This is a genomic window from Streptomyces sp. NPDC059866, from assembly GCF_042731325.1.
In the GTDB taxonomy this organism is placed as follows: Bacteria; Actinomycetota; Actinomycetes; order Streptomycetales; family Streptomycetaceae; genus Streptomyces; species Streptomyces flavusporus.
In genome coordinates, this window is sequence record NZ_JBHWJT010000016.1 from 47,856 (window position 1) to 68,827 (window position 20,972).

At 74.0% G+C, this 20,972-nt stretch carries 18 protein-coding genes; 13 read left to right on the forward strand and 5 right to left on the reverse strand.

The window, feature by feature from the left end; genetic code table 11:
• The first annotated feature begins 186 nt into the window (after positions 1-186).
• Both ACFV7R_RS24570 and ACFV7R_RS24575 read left to right on the forward strand, forming a co-directional pair.
• Positions 187-789, forward strand: a complete 603-nt coding sequence (locus ACFV7R_RS24570) for an N-acetylmuramoyl-L-alanine amidase (protein WP_385266926.1) — start codon at positions 187-189, stop codon at positions 787-789.
• A 123-nt stretch (positions 790-912) separates the two neighbouring features.
• Complete coding sequence (locus ACFV7R_RS24575; protein WP_385266929.1) at positions 913-2,538, forward strand: right-handed parallel beta-helix repeat-containing protein; 1,626 nt, start codon at positions 913-915, stop codon at positions 2,536-2,538.
• 55 nt (positions 2,539-2,593) lie between these two features.
• On the opposite strand, the gene ACFV7R_RS24580 is transcribed toward ACFV7R_RS24575, so the two are convergent.
• Together ACFV7R_RS24580 and ACFV7R_RS24585 are read right to left on the reverse strand one after the other, a co-directional pair.
• Positions 2,594-4,054: an FAD-dependent oxidoreductase gene (locus ACFV7R_RS24580; protein ID WP_385266931.1), complete on the reverse strand. Its 1,461-nt coding sequence runs from the start codon at positions 4,052-4,054 to the stop codon at positions 2,594-2,596.
• A 64-nt stretch (positions 4,055-4,118) separates the two neighbouring features.
• On the reverse strand, positions 4,119-5,342 hold the full coding sequence (locus ACFV7R_RS24585) for a polysaccharide pyruvyl transferase family protein (protein WP_385266933.1): 1,224 nt from the start codon (positions 5,340-5,342) through the stop codon (positions 4,119-4,121).
• A gap of 593 nt (positions 5,343-5,935) precedes the next feature.
• Between ACFV7R_RS24585 and ACFV7R_RS24590 the strand changes: the two genes are divergently transcribed.
• From ACFV7R_RS24590 to ACFV7R_RS24635, 10 genes are all read left to right on the forward strand, one after another.
• On the forward strand, positions 5,936-6,934 hold the full coding sequence (locus tag ACFV7R_RS24590; RefSeq protein ID WP_385266936.1) for an NAD-dependent epimerase/dehydratase family protein: 999 nt from the start codon (positions 5,936-5,938) through the stop codon (positions 6,932-6,934).
• A gap of 81 nt (positions 6,935-7,015) precedes the next feature.
• Positions 7,016-8,677, forward strand: coding sequence for a carbamoyltransferase (locus ACFV7R_RS24595; RefSeq protein ID WP_385266938.1), 1,662 nt, complete (start codon positions 7,016-7,018; stop codon positions 8,675-8,677).
• A complete protein-coding gene (locus tag ACFV7R_RS24600) occupies positions 8,677-9,750 on the forward strand; it encodes a glycosyltransferase family 2 protein (protein WP_385266941.1) in 1,074 nt (357 codons plus the stop codon). Before ACFV7R_RS24595 ends, ACFV7R_RS24600 begins: the two co-directional genes overlap by 1 nt.
• On the forward strand, positions 9,747-10,355 hold the full coding sequence (locus tag ACFV7R_RS24605) for a D-glycero-alpha-D-manno-heptose-1,7-bisphosphate 7-phosphatase (protein ID WP_385266943.1): 609 nt from the start codon (positions 9,747-9,749) through the stop codon (positions 10,353-10,355). The genes ACFV7R_RS24600 and ACFV7R_RS24605 overlap by 4 nt, the downstream gene beginning before the upstream one ends.
• A complete protein-coding gene (locus tag ACFV7R_RS24610; RefSeq protein ID WP_385266945.1) occupies positions 10,352-11,512 on the forward strand; it encodes a glycosyltransferase family 9 protein in 1,161 nt (386 codons plus the stop codon). Before ACFV7R_RS24605 ends, ACFV7R_RS24610 begins: the two co-directional genes overlap by 4 nt.
• On the forward strand, positions 11,509-12,474 hold the full coding sequence (locus tag ACFV7R_RS24615; RefSeq protein ID WP_385266946.1) for a glycosyltransferase: 966 nt from the start codon (positions 11,509-11,511) through the stop codon (positions 12,472-12,474). The genes ACFV7R_RS24610 and ACFV7R_RS24615 overlap by 4 nt, the downstream gene beginning before the upstream one ends.
• The gene (locus ACFV7R_RS24620; RefSeq protein ID WP_385266948.1) at positions 12,471-13,739 is read left to right on the forward strand and encodes a glycosyltransferase; all 1,269 of its coding nucleotides are present in this window, start codon (positions 12,471-12,473) and stop codon (positions 13,737-13,739) included. The genes ACFV7R_RS24615 and ACFV7R_RS24620 overlap by 4 nt, the downstream gene beginning before the upstream one ends.
• A 148-nt stretch (positions 13,740-13,887) precedes the next feature.
• The gene (locus ACFV7R_RS24625) at positions 13,888-14,547 is read left to right on the forward strand and encodes an SIS domain-containing protein (protein WP_385266951.1); all 660 of its coding nucleotides are present in this window, start codon (positions 13,888-13,890) and stop codon (positions 14,545-14,547) included.
• The gene (rfaE2, locus tag ACFV7R_RS24630; RefSeq protein WP_385266954.1) at positions 14,544-15,938 is read left to right on the forward strand and encodes a D-glycero-beta-D-manno-heptose 1-phosphate adenylyltransferase; all 1,395 of its coding nucleotides are present in this window, start codon (positions 14,544-14,546) and stop codon (positions 15,936-15,938) included. Before ACFV7R_RS24625 ends, rfaE2 begins: the two co-directional genes overlap by 4 nt.
• Complete coding sequence (locus tag ACFV7R_RS24635) at positions 15,935-17,002, forward strand: glycosyltransferase family 9 protein (protein WP_385266956.1); 1,068 nt, start codon at positions 15,935-15,937, stop codon at positions 17,000-17,002. Before rfaE2 ends, ACFV7R_RS24635 begins: the two co-directional genes overlap by 4 nt.
• Before the next feature lie 70 nt (positions 17,003-17,072).
• Here the strand turns inward: ACFV7R_RS24635 and ACFV7R_RS24640 are convergent, their stop codons facing one another.
• Entirely contained in the window at positions 17,073-18,341 is a 1,269-nt protein-coding gene (locus tag ACFV7R_RS24640) for an MFS transporter (RefSeq protein WP_385267326.1), read from the reverse strand.
• Positions 18,342-18,869: 528 nt separating this feature from the next.
• Between ACFV7R_RS24640 and ACFV7R_RS24645 the strand changes: the two genes are divergently transcribed.
• A complete protein-coding gene (locus ACFV7R_RS24645) occupies positions 18,870-19,064 on the forward strand; it encodes a DUF2795 domain-containing protein (RefSeq protein ID WP_385266957.1) in 195 nt (64 codons plus the stop codon).
• Positions 19,065-19,130: 66 nt separating this feature from the next.
• Here ACFV7R_RS24645 and ACFV7R_RS24650 read toward each other — a convergent pair whose 3' ends face one another.
• Both ACFV7R_RS24650 and ACFV7R_RS24655 read right to left on the reverse strand, forming a co-directional pair.
• Entirely contained in the window at positions 19,131-20,063 is a 933-nt protein-coding gene (locus ACFV7R_RS24650) for a glycosyltransferase family 2 protein (protein WP_385266960.1), read from the reverse strand.
• Complete coding sequence (locus ACFV7R_RS24655; protein ID WP_385267328.1) at positions 20,050-20,952, reverse strand: glycosyltransferase family 2 protein; 903 nt, start codon at positions 20,950-20,952, stop codon at positions 20,050-20,052. Before ACFV7R_RS24655 ends, ACFV7R_RS24650 begins: the two co-directional genes overlap by 14 nt.
• Positions 20,953-20,972: the final 20 nt, after the last annotated feature.

Below are 20,972 nucleotides of genomic sequence, written 5' to 3' on the forward strand. Positions count from 1 at the left end.
TGGACGTTCGGCGGCGCGCTGCCCGTGGCGCGCATCGCGCCGGGCACGGTTCTCGATCTGTCCAGGGAGGGCTGCCCCGCCGGGCGCACGCGCGGCTGCGTGAGACGGCGGCGGCGTTGCGGCGTTGAGCGGCCACCGTGGCTCACAGCATTTCCCGACTTTCCTCGATGCAAAGGCGAATCGTCCATGGAACGGGCCCGACCGATCACCACCAGGCGTCGCATCCTGAAGGGCGCCGCCGCCCTCGCCGCCGTCCCGTACGCGCTGCTCCCCGAACCGAGCGTGGGTGCACCGATGCCAGCCCCCGATCATCCGCTCGCCGACTGGCAGCCGGCCACCGCCGCCAACTACACGGCGTCGAACCGAGGGACCGCCCGTCCCGTCGATCTCGTGGTCATCCACGTCACGCAGACGAGCTACTCCAACGCCCTGGCCGTCTTTCAGAACCGTCGGAAGCAGGTCTCGGCGCACTACGTCGTCAGATCCGGCGACGGGCACGTGGCGCAGTGCGTCCGCGAGTCCGACATCGCCTGGCACGCGGGGAACTGGCACTACAACACCCGCAGTATCGGCATCGAGCACGAGGGCTGGGTCGACCAGCCCGGTTACTTCACCGACGCCCTCTACGAGCAGTCGGCCGCACTCACCGCCGCGATCTGCACGAGGTACGGCATCCCGAGGGACCGGGAACACATCATCGGGCACTACGAGATACCGGGCACCGACCACACCGACCCCGGACCGCACTGGGACTGGGCACGCTACACAAGGCTCGTCAACTCCGCCTGAACGGGACGCCGGGCTCGCTCGGGACTTCCGGGATTGGGCACGGCCGTTCACTGGTACTCGGTGATCGGCGACCGCCGGGCCCGCAGCCCACCTCCCACCGCACCTCGCGAGAGGAACGTTCAGATGTCCAGGTCCCTGTCGATGCCGTTGACGGTCGACGCCCGGGAGCACGGTCTGGCCGGTGACGGAACCACCAACGATCAGCCGGCGTTCGCCGAGCTCGTGGACGCCCTGGGCGCGGCCTGCGCCGCGGACGGCCGTCCACGGACCATTCAGGTCCCCGCCGGCTGCTACGTCATGCGGGACCGGGCCACCGTCTGGCGCAGCGGTGTGTCCCTGATCGGCGCCGGACGGGGTGCAACCCGCTTCATGCTGGGCAACCCCGGCAGCCCGACGACCCCGGTGCCGCTGGCATGGTTCACCACCGCGCAGCACGGGGCCGGCCGGGACACCCATCTGGCGGACATCACCTTCGCGCATTTCGAGGTGGACGGTTCGGGCGTGTGGACCCAGGAGTACGACGCCTTGGCGAAGGGCATCGGTCTGCAGTACGTGTTGCGGGGGCGGTTCAGCGATCTGTATGTGCACGACACCGCGGCGACCGGTTTCGGCTGTGACTTCCTGCAGGACACGCTCGTGGAGGGCGTCCTGGCGGAGCGGTGCGGACGGCAGGACCCCGGCGAGAAGATGGGCGGCGCGGGGATAGGGATCGGCGTGGGCGGCTGGGGCATGGTCGAGCGCCTGACGATCACCGCCTGCACGGCGGTCGGCAACGGCACCAACGGCATCTTCGTGGAGTTGCAGAAGGAGCACTGGCCGCCACCCCGCGGCATCCGCATCACCGCCTGTCACGCCGAGGACAACCGGTTCGGCATCTCCGACTGGGGAGCCGACGGTCTGCTGGTGACCTCGTCGACGATGCTCGCCAATCACGAGGCGGGGTTCGACGTGTCCTCCCAGGGCACATCGGGCGTCGGCGGGCGCGGCGGCATCGTCACCGGCTGCGTGATCGACGGCAATGTGCGCGACGGCCTCGGGATCGGCAACACTCCCGGTCCCTACGCCTTCCGCGGCAACCGGATCAGCAACAACGGGCGGTACGGGTACTGGGAGCACAATCTCGCGGGCGGCGACCAGGAAGCGGCAGCGGACATCGTGCTGGAGTCCAACGACATCCGGGACAACGCACTCGACGGCGTCCGCATCGACGCCGGCCTGCGGGACCCGGCCATCCTCGGCAACCGGATCCGCAACAACGGCCGCCGCGCCGCGCCGGTGGCATCGGGTGGCGGTGACGGAGTGCGCTTCAGTCGGCTGTCCATGATCGACGAGAGCGCCGACTGGCCGCCGGACGGGCATCGCGGCAAACAGCTGACGGTGGGCGCCCAGCACGCCGTGGTCACGTTCAACACGGAAACAGAACTACGCCTGGCGCCTGTGCGGCCGGGGGCAGGGACGGCCTGGATCGACGGCACGCCGGCGCCGGGCTCCCCGTACCGGCTGCCCGGTTCGCCGGTGCCGCGGGCCGGAATCACCACTGCCGCCACCGTCTGCGGACCGCACATGCACAGCAACCGGATCTGGGACGACCAGCGGCCCAGGACTCAGACCCACGCCCTCTGGATCACAGACACAGGCAGTTGGAGGGGCGGACGCGTGGTCGGCAACGACTTCAGGGACAACGCGTCGGCGGCCACGCGCTTCGACGCCGCCCCCGTCAACGGCCGGTGGCACGACAATGAGTCATGAACCGCCGTTCACCACACCCTTGAGTGGCTGCCGGTACGCCGTTCGGAGCGCAGCGTCAGCGGGGCTGTGGCGCGGGTGCGTCGGCCTCGATGTCCAGTCGGGCTCCCTGGCGCAGGAGTTCCTGCTGGACGAGGTGGTACGGCACGTCGCGCGGGCTGCGGCCGAGGCGGGTGGCCAACGCGGCGCAGACGCCTGCCGCCTGGCCGGTCGCCATGGCGATGGGCATCACACGGTAGGAGGAATGTGCCACGTGCGAGCCGGAGATGCAGCGCCCGGCGACGAGCAGTCGGTCCGTGTCGCGGGGCAGCAGACAGCGCAGCGGGATGTCGTAGAACCGCCCACGGGGGACGCGCTTGAGGACAGTGCCGCTTCCCCTCGGGTTGTGGATGTCGACGGGATAGGCGCCGTGTGCGACGGCATCGGGGAAGGACCGCGCGGCCAGGATGTCGTGTCCGGTCAGGTGGTAGTCGCCGAGGATGCGGCGCGTCTCCCGTACGCCGACCTGGGTGCCGCTCTGCACGCCGTACGACTGCTCGAAGCCCGGTACGTGCAGGCGCAGGAAGCGTTCGATCTGCTCCAGTTGGCGGCGGGCGACGTACTCGGCGCGGCTGAGGTCCCACACGTCGATGCCGAGCGCTCGCGTGACGCGGGTGCTGTTGACGCTGACCTCACGGGGGTGCGGTGTGCCGAAGAACAGGATGTCCTCGCGGGGCAGGCGCAGTTCGCCGGACTTCGTGGCCTCCTCGACGAGGTCCCACAGGCCGTGCACGCCCCGCCACTGGTCGGGATGCTCGTGGACGTACTCGGCGAACCGCGGCCGCAGGAAGTCGACGACCCGGAACATGAGCGTCATGGGCTGCACCAGCCCGTCCTCCGGGCGGCCGACCTCGCTCGGTGCTCCGCAGGCCGCGGCCACGTCGCCGTCGCCCGTGCCGTCGACGACGACATCGGCGTCGATCACCACCGGACCGGACTTGGTCTCGAAGACAACCCGCCAGCCCTCGCCGTCGTCGAGAGGCAGCGCGGCGGAGGCGAAGGAGTGGAAGAGCATGCGTACGCCCGCCTCGTCGAGCAGATCGAGGAGGACGAGTTTGAAGATCTCCGGGTCGAAGGGCACGGTGTAGCCGGTGTCGAGGGAGGGCGGGGTACAGCCGCCGCGCTCGTCCAGCCGTTCCAGCAGCCGCCACAGAAAGCCGGCGACCACCGCCTCGCCCTCGCCGTGATCGGTGGGCAGCAGCCGGTCCCCCTCCTCACCGGGCCCGGCGAACACGGCCTGTTTCTGCTCGTTGTGGAACGACATCAGGGGCATGACGAGTGCCACGGTGGCGTTGCCGCCGAGGAAGCCGTAGCGCTCCACGAGCACGACGTCGGCCCCTGCGTCGGCCGCCGCGTGTGCCGCCGCGGTTCCGGCCGGGCCGCCGCCGACGACGAGGACCTCCGTCCGGCCCGCGTGGTGGGCGGAACGCGGAGGCAGGGTGATGGTCCGGGGCTGTGGCGGTCGTTCCAGGATCGGCATCGCTATTTCCCGTCGGGTGGTTTCTCCGAGGGCGGCGGGGCGGTCTCGCCCGGGCTGCGGTCCCTCAGGTCACGGTTCCGGTGCCCGGCCGGAGCAGATGCAGCCCGGGCTGTTCGGGACCGGCCCGGTCACCGGTCTCGTGCTCCAGGGCGTCGAGCACCGCGCCGCATCGGACGCAGGTCTCCCGGGCCAGGGCCCGCAGCTGCTGAATCCGGGCGTCGAGATCGGCGCGCCGCTGCGGGAACTCGTCCCAGAGCCGATCGACCTCGGCCAGCAGCAGCCCGGCCTGCTCGCGCGCCACCCCGACCAGGGCCGGTGCGCCCATGCGCCGGGCGAAGTCGAAGACTTTGCCGGAGTAGGGCAACGGCAGCACGGGCAGTCCGGCGAGCGCGGCGAAGATCACGAAGTGCAGTCGCATGCCGACCACGAGATCGAGGTGGCTCATGAAGCCGAGGACCTGGCCGGGACTGTAGATGCTGTGCAGGATCCGCCCCCGGTCCGGTGCGGTCATCCGGGACAGGACGCCGTGGGCGTGGTGCACGTCCTGCCGTTCCATCGGGACGAAGACCACGTGGGCGTCCAGCCGCCGTACGAGGAAGTCGGCGACGTCGGCGAGGAGCGCGTGGTAGTCGCTCTCGTCGAGTTTCTCCGCCGCCCGGCCCGGTTCGCGTACCGACATCCCCACCAGCCGGGTCGCGGCGGGGATGCCCTCCTGCCGCATCATCTGCTCGGTGAAGGGCTCGGGCGGCAGCAGCAGCGCCGGGTCGGCGGTGACCGTGAGATCGCGTTCGAGCCCGGCCTCCTCCAGTACGAGCCGTGATTCCTCGTCCCGCACGACGACCTCGTCCATCACCGGCAGCACGGCGCGCACCGCCTCCCGGTCGTCCGCCTCGCGCAGCGGGCCCGCGCCGACGGCGTAGGCAAAGGTGCGCACACCGCGGGTCTGGGCCGCCCGCACCAGCCGCAGGTAACGGCGGGCCTCGCCGTCGTAGAGGATGCCGCCGCCGCCGAGCACCAGCACGTCCAGGCCGGACAGGACGTCGAGGACCTGTTTCTGCGGGACGCCTTCCCAGTCCACCACCTGGTCGGCGGTCGGCTGGTGGGCGCGGGTGTGCTCGGCGTTCCGGCTGAAGACGACGAGCCGGGCGTGCGGGCGGTGGTTGCGCAGGCAGCTCATGACGCAGGTCAGGATGGCCTCGTCGCCCAGGTTGAAGCCGCCGTACGAGCCGAGCAGGCCGATGTGCGGGGCCGGTCCCCCGGGCCGCGGACGCTGTGTGGTGGTGGTCATCCGGAACTCCTGTTCCGTGGAGCTGAAGAGCAGGGCGTCGGTCCGGACAGCTCTGCGGGCGCGACGGGGAAGCGGTCGGAGTCTGGTGGGTCGCTGCCGCGGGCTCGAGCCCGAGTTGCCGCCACGACTCGGGAGAAACCCCCTCGCTGCGGTGCTTTCCGCGGCAGCGGACAGGGAAGCAGGCGGGGGGCCGTCGGCAGCGGGCTGCGCCACCGCGGGATCTTCGCCCGGCGGCCCACTCCTGCGCTCATCCTTCCATGGGACCGCGGTCGGCACCATCGCAGTGACATGAGGCGGCAGCGCGGGCGGCGCCGCGATTGAGCTGCAGCCGGCGGGGAAACCGGCGTCGCATGTCCACTGCTCGGACGACCCGGGCGCCCGGACCGCGGGTGCTCACGCTCCGTCGCTCACTCGATTGCCGTACACCACCGAGCCGCCGATGCCGGGGCGGATGAGGCTGATGTGGGTACCCGACGACCTCTGCGGCGTGTGTGACCGGGCGTCGGCAACGGGGCAGGACCGGAAGGTCCCCGGGTCGGCGACGGGCGTACGAAATGCCGTGGAGGCAGTGGCCCCGTGCAGAGGAGACCTGAATGAGCACCACTTCTTCCCGCGACTGGGAGCACGCCGTCGTCACCGGCGGCGCGGGCTTCGTCGGCTCGCACCTGTGCGCCGCCCTGTTGGACTCGGGCACGGCGGTCACCTGCGTGGACGACTTCTCCACCGGCAGGCCCGAGAACGTGGCGCCCTTACTGGACCGGCCCGGATTCACACTGGTGCACGCCGATGTCGCCGAGCGGCTCCCGATCGACCGGCCGCCCGATCTCCTCCTGCACTTCGCGTCCCCCGCGTCCCCCGCGGACTATCTGCGGCTGCCCCTGCACACCATGGAGACCGGCAGCCTCGGCACCCGCAACGCCCTGGAGCTGGCGCACCGCAGTGGCGCCCGTTTCGTGCTCGCGTCGACGTCCGAGGTCTACGGCGACCCGCAGCAGAACCCCCAGGACGAACGCTACTGGGGCCATGTGAACCCGGTCGGGCCCCGGAGCGTGTACGACGAGGCCAAACGGTTCGGTGAGGCGCTCACCACCGCGCACGCCGAGGCCGAGGGCACCGACACCTGCATCGTGCGGCTGTTCAACACCTACGGTCCCCGGATGCGCGGCCACGACGGCCGCGCCGTACCGACCTTCGTCCGCCAGGCACTGGACGGTGAACCCCTCACGGTCACCGGCGACGGACGCCAGACCCGGTCGCTGTGCTACGTCGACGACACCGTCCGGGGCGTTCTCGCGGCCGCCGGGCACGGCATGCGCGGCCCGGTCAACATCGGCAATCCGACCGAGATCACCATGCTCGATCTTGCCCGCCTGGTCATCGAACTGACCGGATCCGGGTCGGAGATCCGCTTCGTCGAACGCCCGACGGACGACCCGGCGGTGCGCTGTCCGGACATCACGCTGGCCCGCGACAAGCTCGGCTGGGAGCCCCAGGTGGCCGCCGAGGAAGGCCTGCGCCGCACGATCGACTGGTTCCGTACCGCCGCCGGCAGCGAACGGCTCGCGAGGGACCGCAGGCCCACGGCCCCCTGACCGCCGGCGCCGGCCCGCCACGAGCGCTCCGCTCCGGCTGCCCGCCCGGCTCACCCCACCTCGCGAAGACCAGGACCCCCTATGCGCATCCTCGGAATCAACGCCCTCTTCCACGACCCCGCCGCCGCCCTGGTGGTCGACGGCCGTATCGTCGCGGCCGCCGAGGAGGAGCGGTTCTCCCGGCGCAAGCACGGCAAGCGGCCGGTTCCCTTCTCCGCCTGGGAACTGCCGGAGAAGGCCGCCGCGTGGTGTCTGCGCCGGGCCGGTCTGCGCCCGCAGGACCTCGACGCGGTCGCCTACTCCTACGATCCGCAGCTCGCCCGGCCGGCCGAGTCCATGGGCCTGGACGATCCCTGGGACCACCTGCGGCAGACCTACGCCCGCGAGGCACCCGGCTTTCTCGCCTCGGCGCTGCCGGGCCTGGACCGCGAAAGGGTCCACTTCGTGCCGCACCACATGGCGCACGCCGCATCCAGCGCCTTCGCCGCCCCCGACGCGGGCGACTCGTCCGTCCTGGTCCTGGACGGGCGAGGGGAGCGTGCCTCGCATCTGGCCGCGCGCCGGGTCGGGCAGGGGCTGGAAGCACTGCACGCGCAGGAACTCCCCCATTCCCTGGGCCTGGTCTACGAGGAGCTCACCGACCACCTCGGCTTCCTGCGCTCCTCCGACGAGTTCAAGGTGATGGCACTCGCCTCGCACGGCACCCCGCGGATGCTGCCCGAACTGCGGCGCTACGTGTACCCGACGGGCGACGGCGGGTTCCGCGCCACCGGCGTCCCCTGGCACGAGTTCTGCCCCCCGAGGACCTCCGACGAGCCCTGGACGCAGGACCACGCGGACGTCGCCGCGTCCGCGCAGGCCGTCCTGGAGGAGACGCTGCTCGACCTGGTGCGCTGGCTGCACGGACGGACGCACCACGGCGTCCTCACACTCGCCGGGGGCGTCGCGCTCAACTGCGTCGCCAACTCCCGTATCGCGCGCGAGGGGCCCTTCTCCCAGGTGTGGGTGCAACCCGCGGCCGGGGACGCCGGCACGGCGCTGGGCGGCGCGCTGCTGCTGGCCGCGGGCGCGGGGGACGCGCCGGAGCCCATGCGGGGCGCCGACCTGGGCCGGGACTGGTCCGACGCGGAGCTCGGCGCATGGCTGAAGACGGCGGCCGTACCGTTCGAGCGGCCCGCGGACATCGCGGCGACCGTGGCCGAGGCCCTCGCGGACAACGGGATCGTCGCCTGGTTCCAGGGCCGCTCCGAGTACGGCCCCCGGGCGCTCGGCCACCGCTCGCTGCTGGCCCACCCCGGGCACGCGGGCAATCTCGAACGGCTCAACGACGTCAAGGGCCGTGAGCAGTTCCGGCCGGTGGCGCCCATGGTGCTGGCCGACCGCGCCGCCGAGATCTTCGACGGTCCGCTGCCCAGCCCGTACATGCTGTTCGTCCACGATGTGGCCGAGACCTGGCGGGACCGCATCCCGGCCGTCGTGCACGTCGACGGCACGGCCCGTATCCAGACCGTGGACCGGGAGCAGGAGCCGCTGGTCGCCCGCATGCTCACGGCGTTCGAGCGGCTCACCGGATTGCCGGTGGTGGTCAACACCAGCCTGAACACGGCGGGCCGGCCCATGGTGGACGATCCGCGCGACGCGCTGGAGTGCTTCGGCTCCTCGCCCGTCGACCTGCTCGCCATCGGCCCCTATGCGGTCCGGCGCGGTGACTTCTTCCACGCGGCCGACGACGGGAGGGCGTGATGGAGCAGTACACAGCCCAGTGGGCGCACACCGAGTACGCGGTGGTGATCCCGACGCTCGACCGCCCCAGCCTCGACGCCTGTCTGCGCGCGCTGGCCCGGGCCGGCGGGCCGCCGCCGGTGCGGGTGGTCCTCGTCGACGATCGCCCGGACCCCTCGCGCGCGCCGCTGTCCGTCGACGTCCCCCAGGCGCTGCGATCGCTCGTCACGGTCGTCCGGGGCCGGGCGCGGGGTCCGGCCGCCGCGCGCAACGCCGGGTGGCGGGCGGCCGGGCATGTGCCCTGGATCGCCTTCCTCGACGACGACGTGGTGCCCGGCCCCGCCTGGGGCGAGGATCTCGCCCTGGACCTGGCCGGGGCGACACCCCGGACGGGTGCGATCACCGCTCGTATCGACGTTCCTCTCCCACCGGACCGCCGGCCCACGGACTGGGAACGCAACACCGCCGGGCTCGCCACCGCCCGCTGGATCACGGCCGACATGGTGTACCGCCGGGCGGCGCTGGAGGCGGTCGGCGGATTCGACGAACGGTTCCGGCGGGCCTTCCGGGAGGACGCGGACCTCGCCCTGCGGGTGCTCGCCGCCGGGTGGACCGTGTCCGCCGGGGACCGCCGCACGATCCACCCGGTGCGTCCCGCCGGCCGCTGGGTCTCGGTACGTCTCCAGGCGGGCAACGCGGACGACGTCCTGATGACCCGGCTGCACGGCCGCACATGGTGGGGCCGCGCCGGAGCGCCCCGCGGGCGCCTGCCCCGCCATCTGGCGGTGACGGGAGCGGGGGTGACGGCCCTCGCCTGTGCGGTCCTGGGCAGGCCCCGGACGGCCACGGCGTGCGCGGCTGCCTGGCTGGCCGGGACGGCCGAGTTCGCGCTGGCGCGGATCGTGCCGGGACCCAGGACCCGGGACGAGATCGTCACCATGGCGCTGACCAGCGTGGCCATCCCGCCCGCCGCCGTCTGGCACTGGCTGCGGGGGCAGGTGGTCCACCGGGGGACGCCGCCTGTCGTCGTCCACGGCTCCGGTGAGTCGCCGCCTGCCCGGCGGCGGCCGGATCGGGACCGGGTGCGCTCATGAGGCACCCGAACTGCGCGCCGTGGCTGTTCGACGGGCCGCCCGATGCCGTGAGGCCGACGGACGGCTACCCGTCGGCGGTCCTGTTCGACCGCGACGGCACGCTGGTCGCCGACGTGCCCTACAACGGTGACCCGGCGCGGGTCGAGCCGATGCCGACGGCGCGGGAGGCCGTCGACGCCGTGCGCGCGCGGGGCGTTCGGATCGGGGTGGTGAGCAATCAGTCCGGCGTGGCGCGCGGGCTGCTGACTTACCGTCAGGTGGCAGCTGTACGGCAGCGGGTCGACGAGCTGCTCGGCCCGTTCGGGGTGTGGGCGGTGTGCCCGCACGGACCGGATGACGGCTGCGGCTGCCGCAAGCCCGCGCCGGGCCTGGTGCCGGCCGCGTGCGCACGGCTCGGCGTACCGGTGGAACGTACGGTCGTCATCGGCGACACGGAGGCCGACGTGGCCGCCGCCCGCGCCGCGGGCGCCCGGGGCGTGCTCGTGCCCACCCCCACGACCCTCCCCGAGGAAACCGAACGCGCCGAGGCCACGGCCCCCGACCTGCTCACGGCGGTTCGTCTCGTGCTCGACTCGGTGCCCGGCCTGGTGACGGGAGAGCCATGACGGCCGGTTCCCGAAGCCTCCCCCGCTCCCTGGTCGTACGCCTGGACAGCGCAGGCGACGTCCTGCTGGCCGGCCCTGCCGTGCGCGCGGTGGCCGCCGGGTCCTCGTACACGGCGCTGCTGTGCGGGCCGCAGGGCGTCGGCGCGGGTGAGCTGCTGCCGGGCGTGGACGAAGTGCTGGTGCACGAGGCGCCCTGGGTGGGCGTGGAACCGGCGCCGGTCTCGCGGCCGGCGACCCGGGAGCTGCTCCAGGCGCTGTCGGCCCGCCGTCTCGACCGCGCGCTGATCCTCGTGTCGTACCACCAGAGCCCGCTGCCGGCGGCCCTGCTGCTGAAGCTGGCGGGGGTCGGCTGGACGGCGGCCGACAGCGAGGACTACCCGGGCGCCCTGCTCGATCTGCGGCACCACCGGCAGCCGCACCGGCACGAGGTCCAGGCGGCCCTGGACCTGGCCCGGGACGCCGGGTTCGCGCTGCCGCCCGGCGACGACGGTGCCCTGCGCGTCACGCCCCCGCCGGACACCACGCCGCTGACCGGCTCCGAGCCATACGTGGTGTTCCATCCCGGCGCCGCCGTGCCCGCGCGGGCATGGAGCCCCGAGCGCGCGGCCCGGGCCGCGGCCGCGCTGTCCGCCGCAGGGTTCCGGGTCGTCGTCACCGGCGGCCCCGGCGAGCTGGAGCTGACCGCGCGGGTCGCCGGCCGGCACGCCCTCGACCTCGGCGGGCGCACCGATCTGCGTCAGCTGGCCGGGGTGCTTGCCGCGGCGCGAGTGGCCGTCGTCGGCAACACCGGGCCGGCGCATCTCGCCGCCGCGGTCGGGACACCCGTCGTCTCCCTGTTCGCGCCGGTCGTGCCGGCCGAGCGCTGGCGCCCGTACGGCGTCCCGCACGTGCTGCTCGGGGACCAGGAGGCGGCCTGTGCGGGGAGCAGAGCCCGGCGCTGTCCCACGCCGGGACATCCGTGTCTCGACAGGATCGGCGACGCGGAGGTACTGGCCGCGGTCGTCGCGCTCGGCGAGAACCGACCAGTCGGGATGAATAACTCTAATCAGACAAGGAAGTCGAATCAGGCCGAACCGATTGCGGGCCTGCCTACTGAGCCGCCCGCCCCCCACGAACCCGGCGGCACCGCCGAAACGGAACGAGGAGCAACCAGATGAACATTCTGTTGTGGCATGTGCACGGCTCTTGGACGACGGCATTCGTCCAGGGACCGCACACCTACCTCGTTCCTGTGACCCCGGCCCGCGACGCGGACGGGCTCGGCCGGGCCCGCACGTTCTCCTGGCCGGCCTCGGTGCGGGAGGTGACCCCCGGGGAACTGCGGGAGGCGGAGGTGGACCTGGTCGTCCTCCAGCGCCCGCACGAAAGGGAGTTGGCCGAGCGCTGGCTGGGCGGTCGCCGGCCCGGGCATGATCTGCCCGCCGTGTACCTGGAGCACAACGCGCCGGACGGCAACGTGCCCGCCACCCGGCATCCCTTGGCCGACTGCGACGACCTGACGCTGATTCATGTCACCCACTTCAACCGCCTGTTCTGGGACTGCGGCACCACCCGCACCGAGGTGATCGAGCACGGCATCGTCGACCCGGGGCACCAGTACACCGGTCGCCTCGCGCGCGCGGCCGTGGTCGTCAACGACCCGGTGCGGCGCGGCCGTCACACCGGTACTGACCTGCTGCCCGCCCTGTCCGAGGCGGCGCCGCTGGACGTCTTCGGCATGCGCACCGAGGGCCTCGCCGAGCACCTCGGCGTGCCCGGGCAACGGTGCCGCTCGGCCGACCTTCCGCAGAGCGAACTGCACGCGGCCATGGCCGAGCGCCGGCTCTATCTGCATCCGGTGCGCTGGACGTCCCTCGGCCTGTCGCTGCTGGAGGCGATGCATCTGGGCATGCCGGTGGTGGCGCTCGCCACCACGGAGGCGGTCGAGGCGGTCCCGCCGGGCGCGGGCACGCTGTCGACCCGGCCCGAGGTGCTGGCCCGGGCCGCCCGGCACTATCTCGAGGAACCTCAGGCCGCGGCCGAGGACGGCGCCCGGGCACGCCAGGCGGCTCTCGGACGGTACGGGCTCAAACGCTTCCTGGACGACTGGGAGCGTGTGCTGACGGAGGTGCGCGCATGACCTCATGGATGGGGTCCCTGCTGCACACCCATGACGGCGACGGCCCCGGTTCCCTGGCGATCGCGCTGGTCTCCGAGCACGCGAGCCCGCTGGCCGCACTGGGCGGGGTGGACGCCGGCGGGCAGAACGTCCACGTCGCCTGCCTGGCGAGCGCGCTCGCCGACCGCGGACACCGGGTCACCGTGCACACCCGGCGCGACGACCCCGACCTGCCCGACCGGGTCGTCCTGCGCGAGGGAGTCGAGGTGCACCACGTGCCCGCCGGACCGGCGGAGCCGATACCCAAGGACGAACTCCTGCCCCACATGGGGGACTTCGCCCGCCATCTGACCCGGGTCTGGCGGGGCCGGCCGCCCGACCTCGTGCACTCGCACTTCTGGATGTCGGGCCTCGCCGCACTGCGGGCGGTGCGCCCGCTGGGCCTGCCCCTGCTGCACACCTACCACGCGCTCGGCACGGTGAAGCGACGCCACCAGCAACTGGCGGACACCAGCCCGCCGCAGCGGATCGCCCACGAGACGGATGTGGGCCTGGGCTGCGACCGGGTGATCGCCACCTGCCGGGACGAGGTGGTGGAACTGGCCAGGATGGGCATCCCCTCCGACCGGGTGAGCATCGTGCCGTGCGGGGTCGACACCGACCTGTTCACCCCCCGGGGTCCGGCCGCGAAACGCCGCACCCACCGCTACCGGCTGCTCCAGCTCGGACGGCTGGTCCCGCGCAAGGGCGCCGCGGTCTCCATCGCCGCGCTGGCCCGGCTGCCCGACACGGAACTCGTGGTGGTCGGCGGCCCGCCCGGGGACCGGCTCGACGACGACCCGGAGGTGCGCCGGCTGCGCGCCGTCGCCCGTCGGGCGGGGGTCGCCGACCGGGTCCACTTCACCGGTGGAGTGCCCAGTCGACAGGTGCCCGCACTGCTGCGGGGCGCCGACGTGGTGCTGTGCCCGGCGTACTACGAACCGTTCGGCATCGTCCCGCTGGAGGCGATGGCCTGCGGCAGGCCGGTCGTGGCGAGCGCGGTGGGCGGCCATCTGGACACCATCGCGGACCCCGGCACCGGACGTCTGGTGCCGCCCCGCGATCCCGAGGCCCTCGCCCGGTCCGTCGCCGATCTCCTCGCCCGTCCCGAGGCACGTCAGGCGTGCGGCGCGGCCGGGCGCCGTCGCGTCCTGCGCCGGTACGGCTGGGGACGCGTCGCGGCCGAGACGGAGGCGGCGTACTGCGCCGTCCTGGACGCCCAGCAGGCCGTGACGGGGGTGGTGTGACAACCCGGTGCAACCACCCCCCTCGTCCGCCGGGCCCGGGTGACGCACCCGGCTCCCCGACAGCTCTCCAACCGATCCCGGAGCACCGACGCCCGAAGGAGGTGCGGGTCCGGCCGCCGTCCAGCGCGACGCGGTACGCCCGACCAGCATGAGCGAATTCCCCGCGTCACCTGCCCTCGAAGCCGCCCATGTGCACTGCCGGTCCCTCGAGCAGGCGCTCGTCCGGTTGCGCCGCGACGGCCTCGCCCGGATCACGGACTGGGGCGGCCGGCTCGCCGCGGTGCTACCCGCCGGCGGCCGGCTCCTGGCCGCCGGCAACGGCGGAAGCGCTGCCCAGGCCCAGCATCTGACCGCCGAGCTCGTCGGCCGGTACCGCCGCGAGCGGCCCGCCTACTCGGCCATCTCCCTGCACGCGGAGACCTCCAGCCTGACCGCCCTGGGCAACGACTACGGATTCGACCAGGTGTACGCGCGCCAGGTGGCCGCCCACGGCCGCCGCGGGGACGTCCTGGTCCTGCTGTCCACGTCGGGCCGCAGTGCCAACCTGATCAGCGCGGCCGTGACCGGCCGGTCGGCCGGACTGCGCGTGTGGGCCATGACCGGGCCGCAGCCCAACCCGCTGGCCGAGGCCGCCGACGAGACGCTGTGCGTCGCGGCCGACAGCACGGCGACCGTCCAGGAGGCCCACCTGGTCGCCGTGCACCTGCTGTGCGAGGCCTTCGACGCGGCACTCGTCGCCCCCCGTGCCGCGTCGGCCGGGCGCCCCTCCGCGCCCCGCGCGGTCGCGGCCCACAGGAGGGCGTCGTGACGGGGCTGAAGCCGCTGGTCGTCGTCGGGGACGTGCTGCTCGACGAGGACATCGAGGGCGTCGCCACGCGGCTGTCCCCGGATGCCCCGGCGCCCGTCGTCGACGTCGCCCGCGACCGGCGTCACCCCGGAGGTGCGGGGCTGGCCGCCACGCTGGCGGCCCGGGGCGGGCGTGAAGTGGTCCTGGTCACCGCGCTCGGCGACGACTCCGCCAGCGAGGCCGTACGCCGTGAACTGAGCGGCCGGGTCCGGCTGGTGGAGATCCCGCTGACGGGCAGCCTGCCGGTGAAGACCCGGGTACTGGCCGGCGGCCGCCCGCTGGTGCGGATCGACCGGGGCGGCGGTACGCCCGGCGAGCCCGGCCGGGCCGTGCGCGACGCGTTGGCGCAGGCCCACGCCGTGCTCGTCGCCGACTACGGACGGCACACGGCGAGCGCCGTCCGGGAGCAGCTGGCCGCCGCCGTCCCCCGCACTCCGCTGGTGTGGGACCCGCACCCCAGGGGCGACGCCCCCGTCCCGGGAGCCCGGCTCGTCACGCCGAACGCCGCCGAGGCGCGCAGCCTGTGCCCCGACGAGGGCGACTCGCTGCGGGCGCACGCCGAGCGCGGGGCGCGGCTCGCGGACCGCTGGCAGGCCGCGGGGGTCGCCGTGACGCTCGGGGAGCGCGGGGTGCTGCTGGCCCGGCCGGGGGGCGGTACGCCGATGCTGATCCCGGCGCCGTACCGGGCCGTCGGTGATCCGTGCGGGGCGGGCGACTGCTTCGCCGCCTCCACCGCCGGTGCCCTGGCGGACGGCGCGCTCCCGGAGGAGGCGCTGCAGCGGGCCGTCGCGGAGGCCGCCGCGTTCGTGGCGGAGGGCGGTGCCGGGAACCCGGCGCTGTGGCGGGCGGCGCCCGCGGCCGACGCGGCCGGCGCACCCGGGACCGACGCGTTCGCACTCGCCGAGCAGGTCCGGGCGCGCGGGGGCACGGTGGTGGCCACCGGCGGCTGCTTCGATCTGCTGCACGCCGGGCACGTCGGTCTGCTGGACAGCGCTCGGGGCATCGGCGACTGCCTCGTCGTCTGCCTCAACTCGGACGCCTCCGTCGCCCGGCTCAAGGGCCCGGGGCGCCCGCTCAACCCGGTGGCGGACCGCGTCCGCGTCCTCGAGGCCCTCGGCAGCGTCGACGCCGTCGCGGTCTTCGACGAGGACACCCCGGAGGAACTGCTCACCCGGCTGCAGCCCGACGTGTGGGTGAAGGGCGGCGACTACTGCGTCCAGGACCTGCCGGAGGCGGAGGTCCTGCGCGCGTGGGGCGGCCAGGCAGTCGTCCTGCCGTACCTGGACGGGCGGTCCACGACGCTGCTGGCCCGCCGTGCCGCGGAAGCCGCCATGCCGCCGCCCGCGCCGTGAGGGCCGGTGACGGCGGCACGGCGGCCCGGCCCCGGGCGCTGGTGCTGCGGGCGCTCGGCCTCGGTGACCTGCTGACTGCGGTTCCCGCCCTGAGGGCGCTACGGCGGCACCTGCCCGGCCACGAGCTCGTGCTGGCCGCCCCCGACCGACTGTCCGGGGCAGTCGCCGCGACCGGTCTGGTGGACCGGCTGCTGCCCGCCTCCGCCGCCGGACGGGCGGTACCTGCCGCACTGCCGTGGGACGGACCGGCACCCGACCTCGCCGTGGACCTGCACGGCAACGGCCCGCCGAGCCACCGGCTGCTGCAGCGGCTGCGTCCGCACCGGCTGTTCGCCTACGCGCACCCCGAAACGCCCGACATCGCCGGCCCCGCCTGGCAGGAGGACGAACACGAGCGGGACCGCTGGTGCCGGCTGCTGCGCTGGTACGGCATCCCCGCGGACCCCGCCGACCTGCGGATCCCGGCGCCCACGGCGCCCTCTCCCGCACCCGGCGCGGTCCTCGTGCACCCTGGGGCCGACGCACCTGCCCGCTGCTGGCCGAAGGAACGGTTCGCGGCCGTGGCCCGGGAACTGTGCCGGTCGGGTCACGACGTCGTGGTGACCGCGGGCGCGGGTGAGGATGCGCTGGCCCGGTTCGTGGCGGCGGAGGCCGGTCTGCCGCCGAGCGCGGTCCTGGGCGGTGCCGGTGACATGCCGTTCGACCGGCTGGCCGCGCTCGTCGCGCGGGCCCGCTGTGTGGTGGCCGGCGACACCGGGCCGGCCCATCTGGCCACGGCGCTCGGCACCTGCTCGGTCGTTCTGTTCGGACCGGTCGCCCCTCGCCTCTGGGGACCGCCGCCCGATGCACGGCACCGGGTGCTGTGGCACCCCGGGGACAACGACTCGGCCCGCCCCGGCGACGCCCACGGGCGTCTGCCGGACGAACGCCTGCTGAGAATCGGCGTCGACGAGGTCGTTCAGGCGGTACAGGAACTGCCGGAGCCGGGCCAGGGCGCAGGGCGCGAGGGATGCGGCGCGACGGCCACCGGGCGGCCCACATCTCTCGGACCTCTGGGCCACTGAGCCGACCAGGACCTGCCGGCCACTGAGCCGATGGCCCAGGACCCTCGGCCGACCCCGGCCGGCCCCGCCGTCAAGCAGCCGTGCCCAGCTCCGGCTGAGCCGCCCCACCACGCTCGCCGGTCCGCAGCGGCACCGGCGTCGTACTGCGCCGCTCCCGCAGGAAGAAGCCCGCTCCGATCGCACCGGCGATGATCAGCCCACCGGTCACCAGCGCGCCACGGGCACCCGCAAGTTCCATGAGAAGCCCCAGCGCGGGCGGCCCGGCCAGGCCCCACCCGGTGCTGATGCTGCCCCACACGCCCAGCACGCGGCCCCGCATGTGGGCGGGCGGATCGGTCTGGAGGACGGTGGTCCCGGCCGTGTCGGAGACGGACTCCACGACGGCCATGGGCAGGACCAGCACCAGCAGGACGGCGAGCGACGGCGACAGTCCCGCCACGGCCTGGAGCAGGGCGCCCACGGCGGCCAGGGTGCCCACCAGCCGCACGGACGGCCGCCGCAGCCTGGCCCCGAGCACCGCGCCGAGGATGCCGCCCACGGCGAGGACGGTGGAGACCGTGCCGAACGCCCCGGCGCCGCCGGCGAGCGGGCCGGTGACGAGGACGGCCAGGGTGAGTCCGTAGTTCCGGCCGAAGACCGCGCTGATCCCGGTGACGCCCGCGAGCGCGACCAGCCGGGGGCGGCGCAGGAAGTAGGCAAGGCCCTGCCGCACGGTCATGTCGTGACCGGACTTCCCGGAGCCCCGCTGGGCGGGAATGGCGGGCGTGCTGGGCACGGTCTGCCGGACGGCCCCGGCGGCGGGGCGCAGGAAGGGGATGACCGAGGCGACGAAGAGGAAGGATGCGCCGTTGGCGGCGTAGGCGGCAAAGGTGCCGAGGAAGCCGACCGTCACGCCGGCGAGCGCGGTGCCGGCGAGCCGGCCGGCGCTGTGCACCAGGGAGCCCACGCCGATCGCGGAGGGGACGTCCGCCGTCGGGACCAGGTCGTTGCCGAGCAGGGCGCAGGCCGGTCCGTCGACGGTGGCGATGGTGCCGGTGACGGCGGCCAGGACCAGCAGGACCGTCAGGTCGAGCCGGTCCGTCGCCACGAGGAGGGCTGTGACGAGGGCGACGACACCGAGGAGGGCCTGGCTGACCATGGCCGTCAGCTTCCGGGGCCAGCGGTCGACGGCTGCGCCGCCCGCGAGGCTCACGAGCAGGGCGGGGGCGGCCTGCACGGACACGGACAGGCCCGTGGCAGCAGCCGATCCGGTGATCTGCAGCACCAGCAGGTTCTGCACCGTGAGCTGCATCCACGTACCGGCGTTGGACACGAAGTTCGCCAGCGACCACCAGCGCATGCTGCGGTACTTCAGGGACCGCCACGGCGAGCGGGACTCACCCGTGGACGGCTCCGCGGACGGCGCGGCGGCGTCCGGCGCGGAGGCGGCGGGAGGCACGGAAGAGGCAGGGGTGGAAGACACAGGAGTTCTCGATGAGAGGGGTCCCGGGGGACTCGGGTCGGGAATCGGCAATCCGCGGGAGCTCGGAACACCGGCTGCGCTGCGCGGTCACTCCGCCCGGATCTTTCGGGCCGCCGCGCTGTTCGGAAAGCCCGTCCTCGGCACACCTGCCGGGACATCGGAGCACGGCGTCGCCCATCGTGGCAGACGGGACTTCCGAGTCACGTCGCGCACCCTCGGGCGAGGCGGTCGAGAAGCACCAAGTCGCAGAAGCCCACCGGGATTTGCCGCATCCTGTGCACTTGCTCACAACCTCCCCGGCGCCCTCGCCGGAGGACCGTGCCGTCCGGTGTTATCCGGCGCGGGACGAGGGGCACCCGGAAGGGTGGGGGAAGCCCCCGTACCTCTCACCGACGTGGAGGCGTCATGGCTGGTATCAACCCCCCTGATCTGCAGAAAGCCCTGTCCGGCGCGGAGTACCCGGCCGACCGGGACCAGCTGGCGAAGGTCGCCAAGAAGAATCACGCGCCCAAGGAGGTCACCGAGCGGATCTCGCACCTCGGCAAGAAGGAGTTCCAGAACCCCGCCGAGGTGAGCAAGGCCGTGTTCGGCAAGGAGTGATCAACCTCACGGACGCGGCGGCCGGCGCTTCGAGCCCGGCCGCCGTCCTCATGGGCGCACGGCCGTTCAGCCGACGTACCTGCGGGCGGGAGAAGTGCGCCGCGCCCGTTCCAGGGCGGCCAGCCGGGCCTCGAGGTCGGCCGGGACCGGGTCGCGCTGTCTGAGCACCCAGGGGAGCCCTGCCGCCGCACGGGCGAAGGCACGTGCGGACGCCCGGTCGCGCGGCACGGTGCGCAGCAGGTACCAGGTGCGGCGCAGGGCCGATGGCCAGGGGCGGCGCAGCCAGGTGAACCACAGGGTGTTGCGCAGGCCGAGGATCCGTCGGCCGGTGCTGTCGCGGACCGGTGACGCGGCGTGATGGATGGTCAGTTCCGGAACGTAACTCAGCCAGTACCCGAGGCGCAGCAGGTCGGTGGCGAGGAGTTCTTCCTCCCCGCCGATCCAGAGCCCGGGGTGGAAGCCGCCGACGGCCCGGAACGCGTCGGCCCGCAGCACGGTCGCGGCGGCGAGGAACGAGCCCAGGGCGGGGCCGGGCAGCCAGTCGGGGCCCGCCAGGGGCGAGTCGCGCAGCTCGGCGACCACGGGGTCCTCCTCCCCGGACGGCTCGACGACGATCCGGGCCGTGACGGCCGCGAGCGTGGGATGCGCGTCGAGCAGGTCCGCGGCCCGCCGCAGAGAGCCCGGCTCCCACCAGGTGTCGTCGTCGCAGAACGCCACGTACGGCGTCCGTACCTGCCGCACCGCGAGATTGCGGCCGACCGCCCCCAGGTTCCGGCCCGGGCGCAGCAGGAGCACCTCCGGAAAGTGCTGCGCGACGGCCTCGGCGGTGCCGTCGCGGGACCCGTTGTCGGTGACGACGACCCGGGGCCGCTCGGGCAGCTCCCGCAGGATGCGCAGGGTGCGCAGCAGTTCGGCGCGCCGGTCGCGGGTGATCACGACGACGGTCGTACGGGGGTCAGGTCCCGGCCCGTCGCCGTACGTCGTGTCAGCTCGACCCACGTCGTCCCCCCTCTCCGCCACCCGCCTCGTCCAGCAGCCGGGCCGCATGCTCGACCGGGGCGGGGAGCCGTTCGCGGTCCCGGAGGGCCGCGGGGAGCCGGACGAGCGTGCCGCGCAGGACCGCCACGGCCTCCGGCTCGCCCCTGGCCGCGGCGGCGAGGAGGTGGCCGGTGTGCCGCAGGGCCACCGGCACGGGCCGCCGGAGCCAGGCGGTGAGCAGGGCGTTGCGCCGCACGACCGCGGACCGGCCGGGCCGCCCGCCGGGGTCGGGGTGGTGCAGGGCGATCACCTCGGGGACATGGCAGACGCCCCAGCCGCGGGCTGCCAGGTCGTAGGCGAGCAGTGTCTCCTCACCACCGAAGAACAGCACCCGGTGATAGCCCCCGGCGTCGAGGAAGGCGCTGCGCCGGACCACGGCCGCGCACCCGAGGAAGCCGAGGACGGGGCGGCCGGGAAGATCGGGGTCGGACGGCAGCGGCGAGTCCGCGAGTACGGAGTTCAGCGGGTCCTCCACGGCGTCCGGGCCGACCAGGGTGCGCGCGGCCAGCAGCCCGAGGCGCGGGTGGGCGTCGAGCACGTCGGCGGCGGCGTCCAGGGCGCCGGGTGCCCACCAGGAGTCGTCGTCGCTGAAGGCGACGTACGGGGTGGTGGCGTGGCGGGCGGCGAGGTTGCGGCCCGGGGCACCGGTGTTGCGGCCGACCGCGAGGACACGTGCATCCACCGGATGGGCCCGTACCGCGGCCACCGTCGCGTCGGTGGAGCCGTTGTCCACGACGACGACCGGTGGCCGCTCGGGGAGGGCGGCCAGCCGGTCGAGGGTTCGGAGCACGCTCCGGCAGCGGTTGCGGGTGATCATCGCGACCGTGACGCGGGGGGCGGCGTCGGGCATGGGCTCCTCCGGGACGGGAG

What these genes read in the sequence shown, in the direction of transcription:
- ACFV7R_RS24570 (WP_385266926.1), top strand. Translation starts at nt 187, where the DNA reads ATGGAACGGGCCCGACCGATCACCACCAGGCGTCGCATCCTGAAGGGC.
- ACFV7R_RS24575 (WP_385266929.1), top strand. Translation starts at nt 913, where the DNA reads ATGTCCAGGTCCCTGTCGATGCCGTTGACGGTCGACGCCCGGGAGCAC.
- ACFV7R_RS24580 (WP_385266931.1), bottom strand. Translation starts at nt 4,054, where the DNA reads ATGCCGATCCTGGAACGACCGCCACAGCCCCGGACCATCACCCTGCCT.
- ACFV7R_RS24585 (WP_385266933.1), bottom strand. Translation starts at nt 5,342, where the DNA reads ATGACCACCACCACACAGCGTCCGCGGCCCGGGGGACCGGCCCCGCAC.
- ACFV7R_RS24590 (WP_385266936.1), top strand. Translation starts at nt 5,936, where the DNA reads ATGAGCACCACTTCTTCCCGCGACTGGGAGCACGCCGTCGTCACCGGC.
- ACFV7R_RS24595 (WP_385266938.1), top strand. Translation starts at nt 7,016, where the DNA reads ATGCGCATCCTCGGAATCAACGCCCTCTTCCACGACCCCGCCGCCGCC.
- ACFV7R_RS24600 (WP_385266941.1), top strand. Translation starts at nt 8,677, where the DNA reads ATGGAGCAGTACACAGCCCAGTGGGCGCACACCGAGTACGCGGTGGTG.
- ACFV7R_RS24605 (WP_385266943.1), top strand. Translation starts at nt 9,747, where the DNA reads ATGAGGCACCCGAACTGCGCGCCGTGGCTGTTCGACGGGCCGCCCGAT.
- ACFV7R_RS24610 (WP_385266945.1), top strand. Translation starts at nt 10,352, where the DNA reads ATGACGGCCGGTTCCCGAAGCCTCCCCCGCTCCCTGGTCGTACGCCTG.
- ACFV7R_RS24615 (WP_385266946.1), top strand. Translation starts at nt 11,509, where the DNA reads ATGAACATTCTGTTGTGGCATGTGCACGGCTCTTGGACGACGGCATTC.
- ACFV7R_RS24620 (WP_385266948.1), top strand. Translation starts at nt 12,471, where the DNA reads ATGACCTCATGGATGGGGTCCCTGCTGCACACCCATGACGGCGACGGC.
- ACFV7R_RS24625 (WP_385266951.1), top strand. Translation starts at nt 13,888, where the DNA reads ATGAGCGAATTCCCCGCGTCACCTGCCCTCGAAGCCGCCCATGTGCAC.
- ACFV7R_RS24640 (WP_385267326.1), bottom strand. Translation starts at nt 18,341, where the DNA reads ATGCGCTGGTGGTCGCTGGCGAACTTCGTGTCCAACGCCGGTACGTGG.
- ACFV7R_RS24645 (WP_385266957.1), top strand. Translation starts at nt 18,870, where the DNA reads ATGGCTGGTATCAACCCCCCTGATCTGCAGAAAGCCCTGTCCGGCGCG.
- ACFV7R_RS24655 (WP_385267328.1), bottom strand. Translation starts at nt 20,952, where the DNA reads ATGCCCGACGCCGCCCCCCGCGTCACGGTCGCGATGATCACCCGCAAC.